Source organism: Streptococcus sp. oral taxon 064 (genome assembly GCF_001683375.1).
GTDB lineage: Bacteria > Bacillota > Bacilli > Lactobacillales > Streptococcaceae > Streptococcus > Streptococcus oralis_S.
Map to the genome: position 1 here is coordinate 893,562 of NZ_CP016207.1, position 20,465 is coordinate 914,026.

Consider the following 20,465-nt stretch of genomic DNA (forward strand, 5'->3'; position numbering starts at 1 on the left):
ATATGACCAAGGATTTACAAAAGAGAACATTGTTTGCGGTATTGGCCCTGGCGATTTTCCTTCCAGTCTTGTTTGCGGGAGGGCTCCTGTTGCAGATAGGGATTGGCTTGTTAGCGATGCTAGGTGTCCATGAACTCTTGCACATGAAGGGGCTAAAGACTATGACCATTGAGGGTGCTTTGACTCTTTTTGCGACCTTCGCTCTCACAGTTCCTTTAGAAAATTACCTAACTTTTTTGCCTGTTGATGGGAATGTGGTTGCCTATAGTGTTTTGATTACCATAATGCTAGGGACGACCGTCTTCAGTAAAAACTATACGATTGAAGATGCCGCTTTTCCAATTGCTGTGAGCTTTTATGTTGGTTTTGGCTTCAATGCCTTACTAGATGCTCGGGTGGCAGGTTTTGACAAGGTACTTTTGGCCCTTTTTATCGTTTGGGCGACAGATAGCGCAGCCTACCTGACAGGGATGAATTTTGGTAAACATAAGTTGGCACCGAGAGTTTCTCCTAATAAGAGTATTGAGGGCTTTGTCGGTGGTATTCTAGGTGCGGTACTGATAACAGTAGTTTTCATGTTAGTGGACAGCACAGTTGCTCTTCCTTATGGGATTTATAGAATGAGTCTCTTTGCTGCCTTCTTCAGTGTGGCAGGTCAGTTTGGTGACTTGATTGAGAGTGCCATGAAACGCCATTTCGGTGTTAAGGATTCTGGAAAATTTATCCCTGGACATGGCGGTGTGTTGGATCGCTTTGACAGCATGCTGATTGTGTTTCCAATGATGCACTTATTTGGCCTGTTTTAAAGAAAGGAATATTGAATGATTGGATTGCTAACCTTTATCCTCGTTTTTGGGATTATTGTGGTGGTGCATGAGTTTGGACATTTTTATTTTGCCAAGAAATCAGGCATTTTAGTTCGTGAATTTGCCATTGGTATGGGGCCCAAGATTTTTTCCCATATCGGTAAGGATGGCACGGCTTATACCATTCGAATTCTTCCTCTAGGAGGCTATGTTCGTATGGCAGGCTGGGGTGATGATACGACAGAAATTAAGACAGGAACTCCGGTCAGTTTAACACTTGCCGACGATGGTAAGGTCAAACGGATTAACCTCTCAGGGAAGAAACTGGATCAAACGGCTCTCCCTATGCAGGTAACCCAGTTTGACTTTGAAGACAAGCTCTTCATTAAAGGCTTGGTCTTGGAAGAAGAAAAGACTTTTGCAGTGGATCATGATGCAACGGTTGTTGAGGCAGATGGAACCGAAGTGCGCATCGCTCCTTTGGATGTACAGTATCAAAATGCTTCTATCTGGGGCAAGCTCATCACCAACTTTGCAGGTCCCATGAATAACTTTATCTTAGGTGTTATTGTTTTTTGGATCTTGATCTTTTTGCAAGGCGGTGTTAGAGATACTCAGACCAATCTCTTTCATGTCATGCCAGAGGGAGCTTTGGCTAAGGTGGGCGTAGCTGAGACAGCTCAAATCACCAAGGTCGGCTCGCATGAGGTTAAGAATTGGCAAGACTTGACCCAGGCTGTGGAAGCAGATACCAAGGACAAGACAGCCCCGACCTTGGATGTGACCATTTCTGAAAATGGTAGCGAAAAACAAGTCACGGTGACTCCAGAAGAGAATCAAGGACGTTATATTCTTGGGGTTCAACCGGGAGTCAAGTCAGACTTTCTATCCATGTTTGTTGGTGGATTTACAACTGCTGCTGACTCAGGACTTCGCATCCTTTCGGCTCTGAAAAACTTGATTTTCCATCCAGATTTGAACAAACTCGGTGGTCCCGTTGCTATTTTTAAGGCAAGTAGCGATGCTGCTAAAAATGGTCTTGAGAATGTCCTCTACTTCCTAGCTATGATTTCCATCAATATTGGAATTTTTAACTTGATTCCTATCCCGGCTTTGGATGGTGGAAAGATTGTGCTCAACATCCTAGAGGCTATCCGCCGGAAACCCCTTAAACAAGAAATTGAAACCTATGTCACCATGGCTGGTGTAGTTATCATGGTTGTCTTGATGCTAGCTGTGACCTGGAATGACATTATGCGACTCTTCTTTTAGATAATCGAGGAATATTATGAAACAAAGTAAAATGCTAATCCCAACGCTTCGCGAAATGCCAAGCGATGCTCAAGTTATCAGCCACGCCCTTATGTTGCGTGCTGGTTATGTCCGTCAAGTTTCTGCCGGTGTTTATTCTTACCTGCCACTCGCTAACCGTGTGATTGAAAAGGCTAAGAATATCATGCGCCAAGAGTTTGATAAGATTGGTGCGGTGGAGATGTTGGCTCCTGCCCTTCTCAGTGCCGATCTTTGGCGTGAATCAGGTCGTTATGAAACTTATGGTGAAGACCTTTATAAACTGAAAAACCGTGAAAAGTCAGACTTTATTCTAGGTCCGACCCACGAAGAGACTTTTACAGCTATTGTCCGTGATTCTGTTAAGTCTTACAAGCAATTGCCACTCAATCTCTACCAAATTCAACCGAAATACCGTGATGAAAAACGTCCACGTAACGGGCTTCTCCGTACGCGTGAATTTATCATGAAAGACGGCTATAGTTTCCATGCTAATTACGATAGTTTGGATGTGACTTATGACGAGTACAAGGCGGCCTATGAACGAATTTTCACTCGTAGTGGTTTGGATTTCAAGGCTATCATCGGTGACGGCGGTGCCATGGGTGGTAAGGATAGCCAAGAATTTATGGCCATCACTCCTGCTCGTACAGACCTTGACCGCTGGGTTGTCTTGGACAAGTCAGTTGCCTCATTTGATGAAATTCCTGCAGAAGTGCAAGAAGAAATCAAGGCAGAATTGCTCAAATGGATGGTTTCTGGTGAAGACACCATTGCCTACTCAAGTGAGTCTAGCTATGCAGCTAACTTAGAAATGGCAACAAACGAGTACAAACCAAGTAACCGTGTCGTTGCGGAAGAAGAAGTGACTCGAGTGGAAACTCCAGGTGTTAAATCCATCGATGAAGTGGCAGCCTTCCTAAATGTCCCAGAGGAACAAACAATCAAAACCCTCTTCTACATGGCAGATGGTGAGCTTGTTGCAGCCCTTCTAGTTGGAAATGACCAACTCAATGAAGTCAAGTTGAAGAACCACTTGGGTGCAGATTTCTTTGATGTTGCGAGCGAGGAAGAAGTAGCAAATGTTATCTCAGCTGGCTTTGGTTCACTTGGTCCAGTTGGTTTGCCAGAAAATGTGAAAATCATTGCAGACCGTAAGGTACAAGATGTTCGCAATGCTGTTGTGGGGGCTAACGAAGATGGCTACCACTTGACGGGTGTGAATCCAGGTCGTGACTTTACTGCAGAATATGTAGATATCCGCGAAGTTCGTGAGGGTGAAATTTCCCCAGACGGACAAGGTGTCTTAAACTTCGCCCGTGGTATTGAGATCGGTCATATTTTCAAACTCGGAACTCGCTACTCAGCAAGTATGGGCGCAGATGTTTTGGACGAAAATGGCCGTGCTGTGCCAATAATTATGGGTTGTTACGGTATCGGTGTTAGCCGTCTCCTTTCAGCCGTTATGGAGCAACACGCTCGCCTCTTTGTCAATAAAACGCCAAAAGGCGAATACCGTTATGCTTGGGGAGTTAACTTCCCTAAAGAATTAGCACCATTTGATGTGCACTTGATTACTGTCAATGTCAAAGATGAAGAAGCGCAAGCCTTGACAGATAAACTTGAAGCAAGCTTGATGGGAGCTGGTTACGAAGTCTTGACAGACGACCGTAACGAACGTGTCGGAGTGAAGTTTAGCGATAGTGACTTGATTGGGTTGCCAATCCGTATTACTGTTGGGAAGAAAGCAGCTGACGGTATTGTAGAAGTTAAGATCAAGGCGACTGGTGACACCATCGAAGTTCATGCAGACAACTTGCTTGAAACGCTTGAAATCCTCAGCAAGAAATAAAAACTATAATCAGAAGAAAAACAAGGCAAAAATGTAACTAGTTTTTACCTTGTTTTTTCTATATAATGGGGAAAATGAGTAAATGAAGAGGTAAAGCTATGCTAAAATTTCCAAAGGATTTTGTTTGGGGTTCCTCCACTTCTGGACCACAGACAGAAGGACGAGTGCCAGGTGACGGCAAGGGGGACAATCTCTGGGATTATTGGTTCCAAGTAGAGCCAAATCGTTACTACAATGGAATTGGACCTGATAAAACATCGACTTTTTACGAAAACTGGGAAAAGGATATTGAGCTTTTGGTAGAGACTGGGCATACAGCCTTCCGAACTTCTATCCAGTGGTCTCGTATTTTCCCACAGGGCCGTGAAGAGGTCAATCCGCAAGGGGTGGCTTTCTACCGTCAGGTCTTTGAAGCCATTAAGGCCAAGGGCATTCTCCTCTTAGTTAATCTCTATCACTTCGACCTGCCTTTTGCCCTCCAAGAAGACGGCGATGGTTGGGAAAATAAGGCAACTGTCAAGGCTTATGAAGACTATGCTCGTTTTTGTTTTGAGACATACGGTGACTTGGTGGACCAATGGATTACCTTTAACGAGCCCATCGTTCCCGTAGAGTTTGGCTATTTTTACGATGCCCACTATCCTCACAAGGTAGATGCCAAAGCAGCAGTTAAGGTTGCCTATCATACGCAACTGGCTAGTAGTCTTGCGGTTAAGGCCTGTCATGAAGTTTTGCCTGATTCCAAGATTGGGATTGTCCTCAACTTGACACCAGCCTATCCACGTAGCCAGCATCCCGCAGATGTCAAGGCTGCTCGCATTGCGGATCTCTTCCAAGCCCAATCTTTCCTAGATCCGTCTGTCTTGGGAGCTTATCCAGAAGAGTTAGTAGAGATTTTAGCTGAGCATGATTTGCTGCCAGAGTATACTGTTGAAGAATTAGAATTCATTCGCGAGAATACAGTTGATTTCCTAGGAGTTAACTACTACCAGCCTTTGCGTGTCATGGCGCCACGTTTTGCTAAACATCCAGACAGTCCCCTCTTGCCAGAACATTTTTACGAGCCTTATATCATGCCGGGCCGTAAAATCAATCCTCACCGTGGATGGGAAATTTATGAGCAAGGGATTTATGATATTGCCCAAAATATCAAGGAAAATTATGGTAATATTGAGTGGATGTTGACAGAGAATGGTATGGGTGTTGAAGGGGAAGAAAAATTCCGTCAAGATGGGATGATTCAAGATGATTACCGTATTGACTTTGTCAAAGGACATCTTCGTGAACTTCACCGTGCGATTGAAGATGGAGCCAACTGTAAAGGATACTTAATATGGACCTTTATTGACTGCTGGTCATGGCTCAACAGCTATAAAAATCGTTACGGTTTGGTTGAGCTTGACTTGGAAACACAGGAACGTCGTCTAAAAAAATCAGGCCATTGGTTCAAGGAACTCAGCGACCATAATGGATTTTAAGAATAAAAAGAGTGAGATGGTGTTCATCTCACTTTTTATTACAATATCATCACCAAGGTCCCAATCGTAATCAGGATACAGCCAATAATTGTTTTAAACGTCAGGACATCCTGTAGGAAGAAAAAGGCTAGAACGAGGGTAATGACGAGACTGAATTTATCGACAGCAGATACCTCAGTCGCATTGCCCATCTGCAAGGCCTTGTAGTAGCAGAGCCAGGAGGCGCCAGTGGCTAAGCCTGATAAGATGAGAAAGAGCCAACTTTTTTTACTGATGTTGACAATTTCGGTCTGACTATTGGTCAAGAAAACCATGGCCCAGGCCATCAGAATGACGACGACTGTACGAATAGCGGTTGCTAGATTGGATGGGACTCCTTCAATCCCAATCTTGGCTAAAATTGACGTTAAGGCTGCAAAGATAGCTGATAAAAGTGCGAAGAAAAACCACATGGCAAATACCTCCTCTTTTTATTATAAGTAATTGATGCTGACTTGTCAGGTATCAAGTGAAAGTTTGATAAAATACCAGATAGAAAAACTATACCAATTTTTATTCTTGACAAGTGAGAAAAACAAGTATATACTGTTTTTGCTGATTCCGTAAAGCGAGAATTAGACTATACCAATTTAAGGAGAAAGCACAGCTGGTCTGTGTCGTATATACTATGTGTGGAATTGTTGGTGTTGTTGGAAACACAAATGCAACTGATATTTTAATTCAAGGGCTTGAAAAGCTTGAATACCGTGGTTATGATTCTGCGGGGATTTTTGTCCTAGGTGGTGCTGAAAATCATCTAGTCAAGGCTGTTGGTCGTATCGCAGAATTGTCTGCAAAGACAGCTGGTGTTGAGGGAACAACTGGTATCGGACATACGCGTTGGGCGACTCACGGGAAACCAACGGAAGAAAATGCTCACCCACACCGCTCTGAGACAGGACGTTTTGTCTTGGTGCACAATGGAGTGATTGAAAACTACCTTGAAATCAAGGAAGAATACCTTGCAGGTCACCACTTCAAGGGGCAAACCGATACAGAAATTGCCGTTCACCTGATTGGGAAATTTGCAGAAGAAGATGGTTTGTCAGTTCTTGAAGCCTTCAAAAAAGCCCTTCACATCATCCGTGGTTCTTATGCCTTTGCCTTGATTGACTCTGAAAATCCAGATGTCATTTACGTGGCGAAAAATAAATCTCCACTTTTGATTGGTCTTGGAGAAGGTTATAATATGGTCTGCTCAGATGCTATGGCTATGATTCGTGAGACCAACCAATACATGGAAATTCATGACCAAGAGTTGGTAATCGTCAAGGCTGATAGCGTCGAAGTTCAAGACTATGATGGTAACAGTCGTGAGCGTGCTAGCTATACTGCTGAGCTCGACTTGTCAGATATCGGTAAGGGGACTTATCCTTACTACATGCTCAAGGAAATCGACGAGCAACCAACGGTGATGCGTAAACTCATCCAAGCCTACACAGATGAGGCTGGTCAAGTTGTTGTAGATCCAGCTATCATCAAGGCTGTTCAAGATGCAGATCGCATTTACATCCTTGCAGCTGGAACATCGTACCATGCAGGATTTGCTTCTAAGAAGATGTTGGAAGAATTGACGGATACACCTGTTGAACTTGGAATCTCATCTGAGTGGGGCTACGGTATGCCACTTCTCAGCAAGAAACCGCTCTTCATCTTTATCAGCCAGTCTGGTGAAACAGCTGATAGCCGTCAGGTTTTGGTCAAGGCTAATGAAATGGGCATTCCAAGCTTGACAGTGACAAACGTTCCAGGCTCAACTCTTTCACGTGAAGCCAACCATACAATGCTCCTTCACGCGGGTCCTGAAATTGCCGTGGCATCAACCAAGGCCTACACAGCACAAATCGCAGCCCTTGCCTTCCTTGCAAAAGCAGTCGGAGAAGCAAACGGTAATGCCAAAGCTCAAGCCTTTGACCTGGTTCATGAGTTGTCAATCGTAGCTCAGTCTATCGAATCAACTCTTTCTGAAAAAGAAACCATTGATGCCAAGGTTCGTGACCTTCTTGAAACCACTCGCAATGCTTTTTACATCGGACGTGGTCAAGATTACTACGTAGCCATGGAAGCAAGTCTCAAACTCAAAGAGATTTCTTACATCCAGTGTGAAGGCTTTGCGGCAGGAGAGCTCAAGCACGGAACCATTGCCTTGATTGAAGAAGGAACACCTGTCTTGGCCCTCTTGTCAGATCCAGTCCTTGCTAACCACACTCGTGGAAATATCCAAGAGGTCGCAGCCCGTGGTGCTAAGGTTCTCACTATTGCAGAAGAAAATGTTGCTAAAGAGACAGACGATATCGTCCTTACGACCGTCCATCCTTACCTCTCACCAATCTCAATGGTCGTGCCAACTCAATTGGTTGCGTACTTCGCAACGCTACACCGTGGCCTTGATGTGGACAAACCACGTAACCTTGCTAAGTCAGTAACAGTAGAATAAACTAAGAAAGTCTAGTTCATCTAGACTTTTTTGCTCTCTCTTGGTATACTTGAGTGGGGAGTCACTGTATTAATAACTAAGTTATTTATCCTGAAAAGAAGTAAAATAGAGGGTCATTATGTTTCAATAGAAACGAAAAAACCTTGATGTAAGGCGATTCTTGAATTTTCAAATTTCAATGTATTGCAATAAAAATCAACCGAATGACTACATTTTTGTGAAATAAATTAGATGTTCGGATATATAGAAAACGCTCTAGTCATATTGTCTAGAGCGTTTTTGTGTTGTTTAAGAGAAATAGATGGTGGTTTTAGATAACTACATATTTCAGTTTTTTAAAATAAGATTTAATCGATGATAATTAGAAAGGAGCATTATGTTTACAAAAAATAAATTTCAATATTGTATTTACAATCATGAGAGATTAGAACTTCATGATCTGCAAAAGGAATATCAAAATGATAAAGCTGGGACAAAACTTAAGTATGAAAACCAATTATTTTGTCCAAGTTGTTACAAAGTGGACTTAGTGATAAATGAGAAAAAAGGGAAAGTCTATCTATCGAGCCATCCTAAATCGCCTCATGGTGACGGATGTGAATATTCTTTGGAATCTGCTTCGAAAATAGAACTGAAAGAATACTATGAGAAAATTGATGCAGACTTTGCTGAGCAACTTTTAAATCGTATTTGGGAAGAAAAGGTCACTAGAGAAAAGCTGTTAGGAAACGTCAACGCTCCGCAAGATAAGAACGAAATTTCTGATGTAAAAATTGTTTTAGAAAATAAGGATGGGATCAGAAAATATTTACCTCGCAGATCCCTTCTCCTAAATGAATTAGAAGAATCTGCCCACCTGACTATGTACTATGGAGAATGTAAGGTGTTTATAGGAAAGACTGATAAGAAGTACTACTTACGAATGTTTCGAAACAATGATCATGCGAAGTATATCTGTAATTTAGTAATTCCTGAAAGAGTGTATAGATATTTGGAGGATGAATTAAGATTTATCCCACAATCAGAAGAATTGAGTTTTAAACATTCAAGAGCCAATGCAGTTCCTGTAAAGTTGGCCTTTGTTTCTACCATGAAGAAAAAACAAGAATATTTAAATGGATACTTGAGTTTTTCAAAATTACTTAAGGTGAAGCGTATTTAGATTGTATTAACTCCTAAAATTAGCTTTTTCTATTTAACTTTTAGGATAAAGTACAAAAATCATAGTATTCATTTCCTTATGAATCGAACAACATATTCTTGTAGGTTTCTATAGTAATTTTCGCTCCAATCCCTATCATATTTATCGAGGTGAGCTGAAATCACTTTTCCGTTTCCTCGTTCAATATCATAAACATCGTAATTATCATTTACAAAAATCCCTTCTATGCCGTACCAATCAACTAAATTTTTGAAAGTTCCCAGTTTTTCTAACCATATTTTTGTCTTTGGTAATTTATATGTAGAAATTAACTTACACTGGTTTCGTTCTTCTTCCGTTTTTGCATCTAGATATAACTTAATATCATATAGTGTATAGTCAATTCTATCACCGAAAACAGAATGGCGCCTACTGTTAATTCCATTCAGTTCTCGAGGGAAAAAGAATATTGGTTTTTTACGATACATATCGTATTCTTCAACAGTTAGGTTGTCAATCCCATTTTTTTTGTATATTCTACAGATAGAAAATAGACCATCTGCTGTACATTGAATTCCATTCAGTTCTCGCAATCCCTTTGAATCTAGATCAATATAAAACGCATGAATCATTTTCCAGAATAGTTCTATATCATTGAAATCTACTTCCTTGGCAAATCCATTTAATAAATCTCGTAAAACATCAGTAGATAATCTATGTACATCTTCATAACTCATTTTACTTAGTCCGTAATATCTATGTATGGTAATCTTGCATTTAAGAGCATCTCTTAAAATAATATCAGAAAAATATGTATCTTTATATTTTTTATAAAATGAACTTGATTTATACAGACTAATCACTTCATTAACATCACTCATTGGCTCTGCCTGCACTTTCTATTTCTTATATATGTTTAATTTTGATATATTTAGCATATCATATAGAGCAAGAGTTTTCAATTAATACTTTACTGAATCTGAAATTTTGTAAATGGTTTATCATAAAAAAGAGTAAGACATACAATCTACGAATGTTTTGTAATGATGCTTCTGCAAATATTTCGTAATTTAATTATGTCATAGAATGTTTATAACTGTTTAGAGGATAAATTAAGATTTATACCTCAATCAGAAGATTTAAGTTTTAAACATTCGAGAGCCAATGCAGTTCCTGTAAAGTTGGCCTTTGTTTCAACTATGAAGAAACAACAAGAATATTATAATGGATACTTGAGTTTTTCAAAATTACTTAAGGTGAAGCGTATTTAAATTATTTTTCGTATTAAGATTTAAAGTTTAAAAGAGCCCAAAATTCTATCGTAGTACCAAGTTTGTTGCGAGGAAAAGAAAAATTATGTAAAATTTAAATATACGAATAACAAGGAGAAGAAATTATGGTATATGTTCATAGATTTTTAGGACAATGGTTAGACAAAAACAACTCTTCAGATAAAGCCTCGATTATCCAAAAAGCATTGACTATCGGTAGTGGAGTTGACGAATACTTAAAGCAGTTGGAAGTGCGTAGACGGTTCACGCTAGCAGTAGAAAAGAGCAGATATTTTTATATGATTCCTAAAGAAGTATCTATCGAAAATACAAGAGCAGATAGATATTATCGTCTGGAAATGAAAGACTACGAGAATATCGCCTATAATACTGTCTTTTATGGTAATGGTACTTCTATTGTTGTTAAGGCACTATTTGAGAGTAGAGGAGAGATAGTACGTATCTACGAGTATGAAACATTAGAAATGCTCATAGAGGATTTAAGAGAGGAAGTATCTATCACATTCAGTTGTATCTATAAGCCTTGCTATGTACTAGCAAGTGACTTTGAAGAGTTTAAGCCTAGACTTGATTTAGGAAAACTCTATTGCCACTATGCTCATTCGCCTCGCTATCGCAAACCAATTGCTGAAGTAGAAATTTAAAGCTCCAATATTTAATGTACCGCACTCCGAAAGTTAGATTTCTTCTGTTTAACTTTCGGGTTGCATTTTAAAGTCTAAGCCACGGTTTATTGCTAGAAAATCAGAAATTATGTAAAATAGAAATATATGAATAACAAGGAGCCAAACCAAAATGGTAGAAAACATTTATTTATTTTTAATTGACTATGCGAAATCACTATTGTTGTACCCAATAGTAAACGGACTAAATTTGACTTTTTTCATTCTGTTGTGGCAAGGAATTGGAACTTTTATGATTTTTTCATTGAGTGAGTTTACAGGACTACTACAAAGAAAGCTAAATCTAGAAGTAGATTATTTTATTTTGATTTTTGCTTGTGTAACTGGTTGCTTTGCTTCAATATGTTTTTTAGCAGGCGAGGAAAATGAAAAAGTCTATGGAAGAGTGTTTCGCTTGATTGGTATTTTTGGAATTGTCTTCCTATTCCTTATCCCTACCACAGTTATTCTAGGTGCAGGTATCATCATTCCTATATATTCTATTATAATGTGGATTATTAATGGTATTATTAGTGTCTTACCTATTCTGGCTGGACTTGCAGTGATTATGCCTATCCTATTCTTTGGAGGGATATTCTCAATCGTAGGTGCCATAGTAGGGCGATTGTAAGAGAAAAGAAAGGAAAGAAAAGCTATGGACGACTATAACATTTTTGATTATTGGGACGGGGACGAGAAAAGACCTAAAAGTAAATTCGAAGGACTTTCAAATGATGAGGTTATTGAAATTCTAAAGCAAGAACTCTTAGAAAAAGAGGAAAAAGAGAAGAGAGAGGAAGAAAGAAAAAAACAAGCGTTTATCAAAGCAAAGAAAGACAAGGAGTATCAAGAATATAGTGCCAAGGTGGAATTACTATTTAAGTGGATGATTGGATTTGCTTTATTTGCAGTTATATCTGCTGGATATTGGTATTATAAAGACTATTTCTTCTTGACCCTGCAAGGAGGTATCTCGATTGCAGGACCGACCAAGGCACTTGGGAAAGCGATTGTTGAATTTATTCTTTCTATTGTACTGTGTTTTCTTTCCCCTGCTCTATTAGTTTTTTTTATTGTTGATTTAAAACAAGATGACGAGGAGAAATAATTGATGTTTAAACAAAAAAGTATATTTTTAATTGCAGCTGTCCTGGCTAGCTTAGTAGTTGTTGGAAGTGTTTCTGGAGTATTTTACCTTAAATATATGAAGGCAGAAAAGGAAACTGCGCAACAACTAACAGAGCAAACTACTCAACAAACAGAAACTACACAGGATACTGTGGAGCAAAAGCAACAAGAAAAAGGAAAATTAAGAGAAGAGATCACAGAAGACGATAAGAGTTATAATGAAGCTTTTAGAGCTCTTGAAATGGCAGGACATAAGGTAGATCCTAGTATTGAAAAAGAGGTGAAAGATGCTTTTAAGGTTGTCATCAAGGAATGTAAGAGAGCTCATGATTTAGAGTTTGGCTACTCACATGAAAATCATCTAAAAATGGCTACACATGATATGATAATTGCTTTTGCTGTGTCTTTCCAACAGAATGGATATGATGTGAACGTTGATGATATCGAGGTTTATGAATCAAAATCATCTGGAGTGGTTCAATTTATTGTTAAATCTACTAAGAAAGATGCTGCTAGCATTTTCTGGGTTGGGAACTACTTCACTTCTGAACATCAAGTCGATATCAAGCGTTACTATGGTGGACACGTAGGAAAGGCTTTTGGGTAAGGAACAACAAACAGTCCATTGAGTTGATTCGGTTTGTATAGATTAGGAGAAATATATGTTATATGTCGTAGCAAGTGTCATTCTATTTTTTACTTTAATTGGAATTTATCAAAAAAAGTTTAAAGTCAACGCATTAATAGTACCAGTAATACTTTACGTGCTGGCGATTGTCTTTAATCTTATATTCAAAGTGATATAATCCGAAGTTGAAAATGAGGAAAAATAAATTAGGAAATAAATGGGGGAAATATGGAGAAGAGTGCTATTTTATCAACTGATAGAAAGTATAGATATGTTCTCACACGAATTTGGGATGAAACAAAACCAACAGTGGTATTTATTGGGTTAAATCCTTCGATAGCTGATGAGGAGACGGATGATCAGACTATTCGAAAATGTATAGGTTACTCCAAAAGATGGAGATATGGTAAATTAATCATTTAGAACTTTTATTAACTAACCACCAACAATCTATAAAAGAATAAAGAAAAGCATTGCATACCCCACAACAAATACTTGAAATTTGGTAGCTAAATTCCTCATTTTCAATATTTGAAACAAGGTAATCTTTTCCTATTTTTTCTATAATATCAATACGTTTCATCTTGCAATTTCCCTTTCAGAAACAACAGAAAAGACCTTCTCACAAAAATGTGAAAAAGTCTGTTTTAGGGCTTGACAAAAAATACGCTTGATTACATAATCAGCGTGAGCTGTGAGCTGTGAGCTGTGAGCTGTGAGCTGTGAGCTGTGAGCTGTGAGCTGTGAGCTGTGAGCTGTGAGCTGTGAGCTGTGAGCTGTGAGCTGTGAGCTGTGAGCTGTGAGCTGTGAGCCTGTCTCTTATAGCAGGCTGTGAGCTGTGAGCTGTGAGCTGTGAGCTGTGAGCTGTGAGCTGTGAGCTGTGAGCTGTGAGCTGTGAGCTGTGAGCTGTGAGCTGTGATTGGTGTAAACTGGTAGATAGCTCCCTTATTTTATTTATCAAAACCTTGTAAGTTTTTTTGGCGCTCTTCAGTTTGACCCTTGGCATCCAATTTATTACCATTGTAAACAGTACTTTCCCATGATCCGTACATTGGGTTAGGGAAAATGATGAATTTCTCACCAAATTCTTTTTGTAATTCCTCTAATTTTTGGTCGCGCTCAGTTTCAGAGGTCTTTGAAAACTCTGCAAAGTCCACAAGATTGTCTCCTAGTAGCATGACTAAGTTGGTTTTTTCTTGGACTGCTTGTCTACGACCTTCTTTAGATTTGACGCCTTTTTCTAAGAACATGAGATGATCGCGGCTTTGTACAGGAATTCCTTCATTTTCTAGGTTTTTGATCGTATCATCTACCTGGTCTATCGTGCGGTCAGATACATAGTAAATTTGGACACCGTTTTGGTCTGCAAATTGGAGGAAGTCTTTAGCACCTGGTACAGCCTTGGCTGCGGCTTTTTTTACCCAGACATCCCAGTTTTCTGGGGTAAATGCTGTTCCATCTTTGACATTTTGCGCTTGATAAGGGCTATTGTCTAATACGGTTTCGTCTAAGTCCAAAACGATAGAGTAGGGTTTATCTGTCTGTGTTTTTAGTAGTTCTTTCAAACGATTAGTAGCGACATTGTAACCTTGTAGATAGAGCGCCTTGGTTTCAGCTGCTTTTTGATACCAAAGAGTTGACATAGTATTTTCTCTTGAACGCAACTGATCATAGGTCATGGTAACCTGATTATCAGATGTACTGCTTTGTGTTGTCTGTGAATTTGCTGAATTTGTGCCACAGCCAGTCAGTAAAATGACGGAAGCAAGTGTAGAAGCAATTGTAATGGTAACTTTGGATATTTTCATAATCCCATCCTCCTAATAATAGTCTATTAATATTGTAGCGTTTTCATGGGATTTGTGCAAGGAAATATCGAGAGAAAATAAATTTTTCAGTAGTAATTTGGTATTAGGATAAAATTATGTACTTAATTTTGGAATGAAGATGGATATAAAAAAATCCAATCGACTTGATAGAAAATCTATATCAGCTCCTTTTTGAAAAATAGATGAAAATAAAGAGAATCTTTGAAAGGCTAGTAACATCAAGCTTTTCAGGGATTTTTTTCTTTATAGATATAAAAATTTCCAATCGAGTTGATAGTCAATATATATTGGGAAAAGGGGAAAAGGAGTGGTAAGATGGTTTCAATCCAAATGGAAGGAGAGAGGTATGGCAAGCAAAAGAGATTTAGTCTTTAGAGCGATTCGAGGCGATGAAGTGGAAAGAGTTCCTGTCGGATTTTGGTTTCATTTTGTAACACTCGAAGAAAAGGGGCAGGGATTAAATAATCCACGTATCTTTCAAAAAAGTGTTGATGGGCATCGCAGCTATGTGGAAAGGATTCGCCCTGATTTTGTCAAAATTATGAGCGATGGTTTTTTCCTTTATCCAAGTAATGTCTATAATCCTAAGATTGCAAGCATTCGGGAGCTGACTTCTATTGAGTCGATTGGTGAGGAACACCCATGGATTCAGCAACAGGTGGAAGTGGTACAATCGATTCGAGAGACCTTTACCGAAGAGATTGCTTCTTTCTACAATATCTTTTCACCAATCTCCTACCTCAAGCGCTGGTTCCGCACAGAAACTTCTCGAGGAGATAGGGAAGTAGCTGATCTATTGCTTGAAAATCCTGAGCAATTTAGAGCTATTCTAGACGTGATTGCAGGAGATATTGCTATCCTAACTCAGAAAATCATCCAGCAAGGCGGTGTTGACGGGATTTACCTCAGTACCCAGGAAATTCAAGATGAGCGCATCACACCAGCACTCTACCAAACCTATATCGAACCGAGCAATATAGCGATTTTGGAGGCAGCTAATCAGGTGGGTGGGACCAATATCCTCCATATCTGTGGTTTTGAAGGTGCGAGCAATGATGTGACGATATTTAAGGACTATCCAGCTCAAGTGGTCAACTGGGCGACCCACCATGAGGATGTTAGTTTGACACAGGGGCAGGAGTTGTTTCCAGGCAAGGCCGTTTTAGGTGGATTTGAAAACGGCAAGAAAAGCTTGCTTTATCAAGGTTCCAAGGCGGAATTGCAAGATGAAACAAGACGGTTGCTGGCTGAAGCTGGTAGTAAAGGCGTTCTTCTGGGAGCTGACTGTACTGTTCCAGATGACTTTGACTTAGAGAGGTTGGACTGGATTCGGCAGGCAGCTGTTCTCTAAAAGGAGGAGCTATGAAAAGTAAAAGATGGGGCATCTTCATTGCAGTTGTCGGTTTGCTGGCCTTGGTTGCCATAAGCGTCGTAAAAAATCAGCACTGCAAAAATGGAGAGAGATGTCATGGAGTTCAGGATTTTTCCAAGTCCAGTCTCCCCTTTCTACGCTCGAATGATATCGCAAGCAGTTTATTAGTTGAAAAAGTAAGAAATGGAGAATAAGAATGTCAGAAAAAAAAGAATGGGTTTTAAAAGCATTTAAAGGTGAAAAGGTTGATCGTGTGCCAGTTGGCTTTTGGCACCATTTCACATCCGAAGACGAATGGCTACACGGTTTCTCAAATCCAGTCATTATCGAGAAGAATATTGAGGGCCATAAGCGCTTTATCCGAGAAGTTCAGCCAGACTTTATCAAACTCATGAGTGATGGCTACTTTGCTTATCCAAATCCAGCGATTGCCAAAGACAAATCACTTCAAGAATTGGCAACCATTCAACCACTCGGACCAGATCATGCTTGGATAAAAGAGCAGGTGGACTTGGTTAAGAAAATCAAGCAAGAATTTACAGAAGATATTGTTGCGATTTACAATATTTTTGCTCCTGTGACCTATCTCAAGTGGCTGCTTGGGGAAGTGTCTGGTGGCGATGACCTTATTGCAGACTTTCTGGTGGAAGATCCTGAAGCCCTTAAAAAGGTGTTGGATGTGATTGCAGAAGATATTGCGAGTCTCAGTCGAGCTGTCATCGAAGAGGCTGGTGCTGATGGAATCTATCTCAGCGTGCAGAGTATCCAAGATCAACGAGTGTCGGCAGCAGATTATCAAGTCGTCATTGCCCCTAGCGAGATAACGGTTCTGGAAGCAGCTAGTGCTGTTGGTGGCGTCACTGTTCTTCATATCTGTGGCTACGAGGGAGCGCGAAATGATATTCATCTTTTTGCAGACTACCCAGCCCAAGTCTTTAACTGGGCTGTAGGACCAGAGGGAATCACTCTCAAGGAAGGTCGTGAGATTTTCAAGGGACGTACGGTTCTTGGAGGATTCGAAAATGGTAAGACAGGCTTGCTGTATACTGGTAGCAAGGATGCCATTCAGGCTGAGGCAAAGAAACTAGTTGCAGAAGCTGGGGAACAGGGCTTGGTACTTGGGGCAGATTGTACCATTCCAAGTGATATCGCAGTTGAACGTATCCAGTGGGTGAGAGAAGCGCTTGAAAACTAAAGGAGAAAAAGATGAGTAAAAAAGCATGGATTATCGGTGGTGTAGCAGTTGTTGCAGTAATTGGGGCGACGATTATCGGGAGAAGTTTAGCTGGCGATCCAGCCAAGGAGGGAGAAACAGCTTCGTCTGCTGAAGTCATAACCTTGAAGGTTGCCCATACACAAAACTATGTGCCTTATGACTTTGTCAATGAAAAAGGGGAATCAGATGGTTATGAAGTAGCTGTTTTGAAGGCTGTTGATGAGAAGTTGGCAAACTATCAATTTGAATATACGGGCACCAGTGATGACGACCTCTTGATTGGTCTGGAATCAGGCAAGTATGACATCGGAACCAAGGGAGCTTGGTACACAGATGAACGAGCTAAAAAGTTTGTCATTCCATCTGAACCAGTCGGAGCGAGCATCATCGGATTTACTGTCAGAAAAGAAGATGAACAGAAATACAAAACCATTGATGACTTTGCTAAGAATAAAGGGAAATTGGTTCCCATCTCTCCACAGAATGCTCAATGGAATGTTATCACCAGCTACAATGAAAAACATCAGGACGCACCGATTGAGCTAACAGCAGCAGAATCCTTTAAAGTAGCAGATGCCTATGCCTGGGTCTTAGAAGGACGTTATGACGCCTTCTTTGATATCAAACTGTCCTTTGAAAAAGCAGTTACCGCAGAAGATGGCCCTTACCACCAATATGCGGATAAACTCAGCTGGTTCCCATACAAGGGCATTCCAACTTATCCCTTGATTCACCATGATGAAAAGGGTGAGAAATTCGCTAAAGAATACGAAAAAGCAATCAAAGAGTTGAAAGAAGATGGCACGCTTGCTAAGCTATCTCAGCAATACTTTAAAGAAGATGTCTTTAGTTATGTAGACAAAGACTAGGCCAGAAATTCCAAGACTAGAAAGGGTTTTGCATGGTTTCTTATGATTTTTCCAAGGTCTTTCAGTTTTTGCCGACCTTATGGCAGGCACTTCCTATGACCTTGTTCATTCTCTTTTTTACCACTCTTCTTGGTTCCCTTTTTGGAGGTCTTTTGACCTGGGCGCAAGTAGGAGAAGACAAGAGTTTTGCAGCGATTTCCAAAGGCTATATCTTTACCCTACGTTGTACACCGCCGATTGTCTTGCTTTTTCTAGTCTTTTATGGCTTGCCAGAATTTCTGAAATGGTGGCTTGGTTTGGATATCAACAACTGGTCTAAAACTATTTTTGTTCTCCTGACGATGATTCTCTTGTTTGCGGCTATTGTTGCCGAGGTTTTCAAGGCAGCCTATCAAGCTATTCCAAAGGGGCAGACAGAGGCCGGGCTTAGTCTTGGTTTGACTCCAAGTCAGACTTTTTGGAGAATCATTTTTCCCCAAGCTTTTCAAGTTGCTCTTCCCAATATAACAACTGCTATTCTCAATCTCATGCGGGATGCTGCCTTGGCTTATACGATTGGTTTCGTTGATGTTATGGGGGCGGGGAATCTCTTGATCAGTCGCAATTTAGGGAACTACTCTCTGGAAACCTATACGGCAGTTGCGCTTCTTTACTGGGGGATTGCCTTGGTTATTTCTAGCTTGAGTCGTTTGCTTGAGAAGTCTTTGGAAACAAAAGGGAGGTAAGAAATGGATATAGACTATATTGTAAAGACCTTTCTGGAGACCTTGAAGGGTGTGCCAATCACCTTGATTATCATGATTGTGGCTATGGTCTTAAGCTTTTTACCGGCTCTATTTTTAGCCTTGGGGCAGATTTACAAGGTTCGAGGTGTGAGGAGTTTTTCTCTGGTCTATCTGGCCTTTATCCGAGCGACTCCTCCGATTTTATTGATTCTCTTCTTTTATAGCTTGTTTCCAAGTTTGCTGAATCAATTTCTCAAAAGTATAGGAAGTGACCTTGATATTTTCAAACTTGATCCTCTCTACTATGCTTTTATCATTTATAGTTTGATGACAGTCGGGAGTTTGTCGGAGATTTTGCGTTCAGCTATCTTGACGGTGGACAAGGGACAACTAGAGGCAGCGCATGCGATTGGGCTGACTACGACCCAGGCCTATCTAAGGATTGTTTTTCCTCAAGCCTTGCGCTCAGCCTTGCCTAACTTGGCCAATCTGGTGATCAATATCGTCAAAGGAACCTCCCTGGTCTTTGTTATGACCATCAAGGACATCACCGCTATTGCTCGTGTAGAAGCGTCCTACGGCTACCAGTATTTTGAGTCTTATTTTGTAATATTTTTGCAGTATATTTTGATCTGTGGTTTGATTCAGTGGGGCTTTTATGTATTAGAAAAAGGCTATGAGAAAAAAGAAAAGAGAGCGAAAGCATCTAGCGCGCGTTTTGTATAGGAGGACAGGATGTTACAAGTAGAACATATCGCAAAAACATTTGGAGAGAGGCAGGTCCTGGAGGATGTCAATCTCCAGGTTAACCAAGGGGATGTCGTCGTTATTTTAGGACCATCAGGTTCGGGGAAAACGACCTTTCTCCGTTGTCTCAACCACTTAGAAAAAGCTGATAGTGGCCGTTTGAACTTGGCAGGAAAAACCTATGACTTGGCCAAATTAAGCAAGAAAGACATTCTAGAAATTCGCCAAAAAACAGCCTTTGTTTTCCAACACTACAATCTCTTTGCAAACAAAACTGCTCTGGAAAATATTCTAGAAGGTCTAATCGTAGCTCGTAAAGTTCCCAAGGAAGAAGCACTTAAACGTGCAGAATCTGCCTTGGAAAAAGTTGGTTTACTGGCCTATAAGGACTACTACCCTTCACAACTATCTGGAGGGCAACAACAACGAATAGGAATTGCGCGTGCCATTGCCGTCAAGCCCGAGGTCATTTTGCTAGATGAACCAACATCAGCACTAGACCCTGAGTTGGTTGGAGATGTTTTGGATGTTCTGAAACAGTTGGCGGGAGAAGGTGTGACCATGGTGGTCGTCACGCATGAGATGGGATTTGCTAGAGATGTTGCCAACCACGTTATTTTTATGGACGGAGGCCGTATCGTAGAGGAGAATAATCCCCACGATTTCTTTAGTCGTCCACAAGAAGAACGAACCAAGCAGTTCCTGGCTCGTATCTTATCAGATGCAACCTATAGTGTAGAATATATGATTTGATAGATAAGTGTACCATAAAAACAACACCCCATGACTAGAAGATTCTTCTGACCATGGGGTGTTTTTCTATAGGAGGGCTAGTTTATACTCTTCGAAAATCTCTTTAAACCTCGTCAGCTTCGCCTTATCTACAAGCTCAAAGCTGTGCTTTGAATAGCCTGCGATTAGCTTCCTAGTTTACTCTTTGATTTTCATTGAGCA

The 20,465-nt window shown here is 40.4% G+C and carries 21 protein-coding genes and 1 pseudogene; 18 read left to right on the forward strand and 4 right to left on the reverse strand.

The window, feature by feature from the left end; all coding sequences use genetic code 11:
• The first annotated feature begins 2 nt into the window (after nt 1-2).
• From AXF18_RS04515 to AXF18_RS04530, 4 genes are all read left to right on the forward strand, one after another.
• Nucleotides 3-806: a phosphatidate cytidylyltransferase gene (locus tag AXF18_RS04515; RefSeq protein ID WP_000159120.1), complete on the forward strand. Its 804-nt coding sequence runs from the start codon at nt 3-5 to the stop codon at nt 804-806.
• Between the two features lie 15 nt (nt 807-821).
• Complete coding sequence (gene rseP, locus AXF18_RS04520) at nt 822-2,078, forward strand: RIP metalloprotease RseP (protein WP_065371535.1); 1,257 nt, start codon at nt 822-824, stop codon at nt 2,076-2,078.
• Between the two features lie 16 nt (nt 2,079-2,094).
• Nucleotides 2,095-3,948, forward strand: coding sequence for a proline--tRNA ligase (locus AXF18_RS04525; protein ID WP_065371536.1), 1,854 nt, complete (start codon nt 2,095-2,097; stop codon nt 3,946-3,948).
• A gap of 98 nt (nt 3,949-4,046) precedes the next feature.
• Nucleotides 4,047-5,426 carry a glycoside hydrolase family 1 protein gene (locus tag AXF18_RS04530; RefSeq protein ID WP_065371537.1) on the forward strand — a complete coding sequence of 460 codons (1,380 nt, stop codon included), beginning with the start codon at nt 4,047-4,049 and terminating at the stop codon, nt 5,424-5,426.
• 38 nt (nt 5,427-5,464) lie between these two features.
• Here AXF18_RS04530 and AXF18_RS04535 read toward each other — a convergent pair whose 3' ends face one another.
• The gene (locus tag AXF18_RS04535; protein WP_000264204.1) at nt 5,465-5,878 is read right to left on the reverse strand and encodes an EamA family transporter; all 414 of its coding nucleotides are present in this window, start codon (nt 5,876-5,878) and stop codon (nt 5,465-5,467) included.
• Nucleotides 5,879-6,093: 215 nt separating this feature from the next.
• Here AXF18_RS04535 and glmS point away from each other — a divergent pair, with 215 nt between their 5' ends.
• The gene (gene glmS / locus AXF18_RS04540; protein ID WP_049500698.1) at nt 6,094-7,902 is read left to right on the forward strand and encodes a glutamine--fructose-6-phosphate transaminase (isomerizing); all 1,809 of its coding nucleotides are present in this window, start codon (nt 6,094-6,096) and stop codon (nt 7,900-7,902) included.
• A 376-nt stretch (nt 7,903-8,278) separates the two neighbouring features.
• Nucleotides 8,279-9,064: a hypothetical protein gene (locus tag AXF18_RS04545; RefSeq protein WP_065371538.1), complete on the forward strand. Its 786-nt coding sequence runs from the start codon at nt 8,279-8,281 to the stop codon at nt 9,062-9,064.
• Between the two features lie 68 nt (nt 9,065-9,132).
• Here the strand turns inward: AXF18_RS04545 and AXF18_RS04550 are convergent, their stop codons facing one another.
• Nucleotides 9,133-9,939 carry a hypothetical protein gene (locus tag AXF18_RS04550; RefSeq protein WP_247936316.1) on the reverse strand — a complete coding sequence of 269 codons (807 nt, stop codon included), beginning with the start codon at nt 9,937-9,939 and terminating at the stop codon, nt 9,133-9,135.
• A gap of 500 nt (nt 9,940-10,439) precedes the next feature.
• Between AXF18_RS04550 and AXF18_RS04555 the strand changes: the two genes are divergently transcribed.
• The 5 genes and pseudogenes from AXF18_RS04555 to AXF18_RS04575 all read left to right on the forward strand — a co-directional run.
• Entirely contained in the window at nt 10,440-10,979 is a 540-nt protein-coding gene (locus AXF18_RS04555) for a hypothetical protein (RefSeq protein WP_065371539.1), read from the forward strand.
• A gap of 151 nt (nt 10,980-11,130) precedes the next feature.
• Nucleotides 11,131-11,628, forward strand: coding sequence for a hypothetical protein (locus AXF18_RS04560; protein ID WP_065371540.1), 498 nt, complete (start codon nt 11,131-11,133; stop codon nt 11,626-11,628).
• Between the two features lie 24 nt (nt 11,629-11,652).
• Complete coding sequence (locus tag AXF18_RS04565) at nt 11,653-12,105, forward strand: hypothetical protein (RefSeq protein WP_065371541.1); 453 nt, start codon at nt 11,653-11,655, stop codon at nt 12,103-12,105.
• A 3-nt stretch (nt 12,106-12,108) separates the two neighbouring features.
• Complete coding sequence (locus AXF18_RS04570; protein ID WP_065371542.1) at nt 12,109-12,732, forward strand: hypothetical protein; 624 nt, start codon at nt 12,109-12,111, stop codon at nt 12,730-12,732.
• 249 nt (nt 12,733-12,981) lie between these two features.
• A pseudogene (locus AXF18_RS04575) lies at nt 12,982-13,173 on the forward strand (DUF1643 domain-containing protein); the annotation flags it as partial.
• Here the strand turns inward: AXF18_RS04575 and AXF18_RS10085 are convergent.
• On the reverse strand, nt 13,169-13,336 hold the full coding sequence (locus AXF18_RS10085; protein ID WP_157090878.1) for a hypothetical protein: 168 nt from the start codon (nt 13,334-13,336) through the stop codon (nt 13,169-13,171). The pseudogene AXF18_RS04575 and the gene AXF18_RS10085 overlap by 5 nt on opposite strands.
• 367 nt (nt 13,337-13,703) lie before the next feature.
• A complete protein-coding gene (locus AXF18_RS04580) occupies nt 13,704-14,561 on the reverse strand; it encodes a 5'-nucleotidase, lipoprotein e(P4) family (RefSeq protein WP_065371543.1) in 858 nt (285 codons plus the stop codon).
• A gap of 367 nt (nt 14,562-14,928) precedes the next feature.
• Between AXF18_RS04580 and AXF18_RS04585 the strand changes: the two genes are divergently transcribed.
• Genes AXF18_RS04585 through AXF18_RS04615 form a run of 7 tightly spaced genes read left to right on the forward strand, consistent with a single transcriptional unit; the run spans nt 14,929 to nt 20,264 of the window.
• On the forward strand, nt 14,929-15,933 hold the full coding sequence (locus AXF18_RS04585) for a uroporphyrinogen decarboxylase family protein (protein ID WP_065371544.1): 1,005 nt from the start codon (nt 14,929-14,931) through the stop codon (nt 15,931-15,933).
• Between the two features lie 11 nt (nt 15,934-15,944).
• Complete coding sequence (locus AXF18_RS04590; protein ID WP_000837740.1) at nt 15,945-16,148, forward strand: hypothetical protein; 204 nt, start codon at nt 15,945-15,947, stop codon at nt 16,146-16,148.
• A gap of 2 nt (nt 16,149-16,150) precedes the next feature.
• Nucleotides 16,151-17,149 (forward strand): uroporphyrinogen decarboxylase family protein, encoded by a 999-nt coding sequence (locus AXF18_RS04595; RefSeq protein WP_065371545.1) that lies wholly within the window; start codon nt 16,151-16,153, stop codon nt 17,147-17,149.
• Nucleotides 17,150-17,160: 11 nt separating this feature from the next.
• Nucleotides 17,161-18,039 carry a transporter substrate-binding domain-containing protein gene (locus tag AXF18_RS04600; protein WP_065371546.1) on the forward strand — a complete coding sequence of 293 codons (879 nt, stop codon included), beginning with the start codon at nt 17,161-17,163 and terminating at the stop codon, nt 18,037-18,039.
• A 32-nt stretch (nt 18,040-18,071) separates the two neighbouring features.
• Nucleotides 18,072-18,764: an amino acid ABC transporter permease gene (locus tag AXF18_RS04605; RefSeq protein WP_065371547.1), complete on the forward strand. Its 693-nt coding sequence runs from the start codon at nt 18,072-18,074 to the stop codon at nt 18,762-18,764.
• Between the two features lie 3 nt (nt 18,765-18,767).
• The gene (locus AXF18_RS04610) at nt 18,768-19,490 is read left to right on the forward strand and encodes an amino acid ABC transporter permease (protein ID WP_065371548.1); all 723 of its coding nucleotides are present in this window, start codon (nt 18,768-18,770) and stop codon (nt 19,488-19,490) included.
• 9 nt (nt 19,491-19,499) lie between these two features.
• A complete protein-coding gene (locus AXF18_RS04615) occupies nt 19,500-20,264 on the forward strand; it encodes an amino acid ABC transporter ATP-binding protein (RefSeq protein WP_065371549.1) in 765 nt (254 codons plus the stop codon).
• The last annotated feature ends 201 nt before the right edge of the window (nt 20,265-20,465 follow it).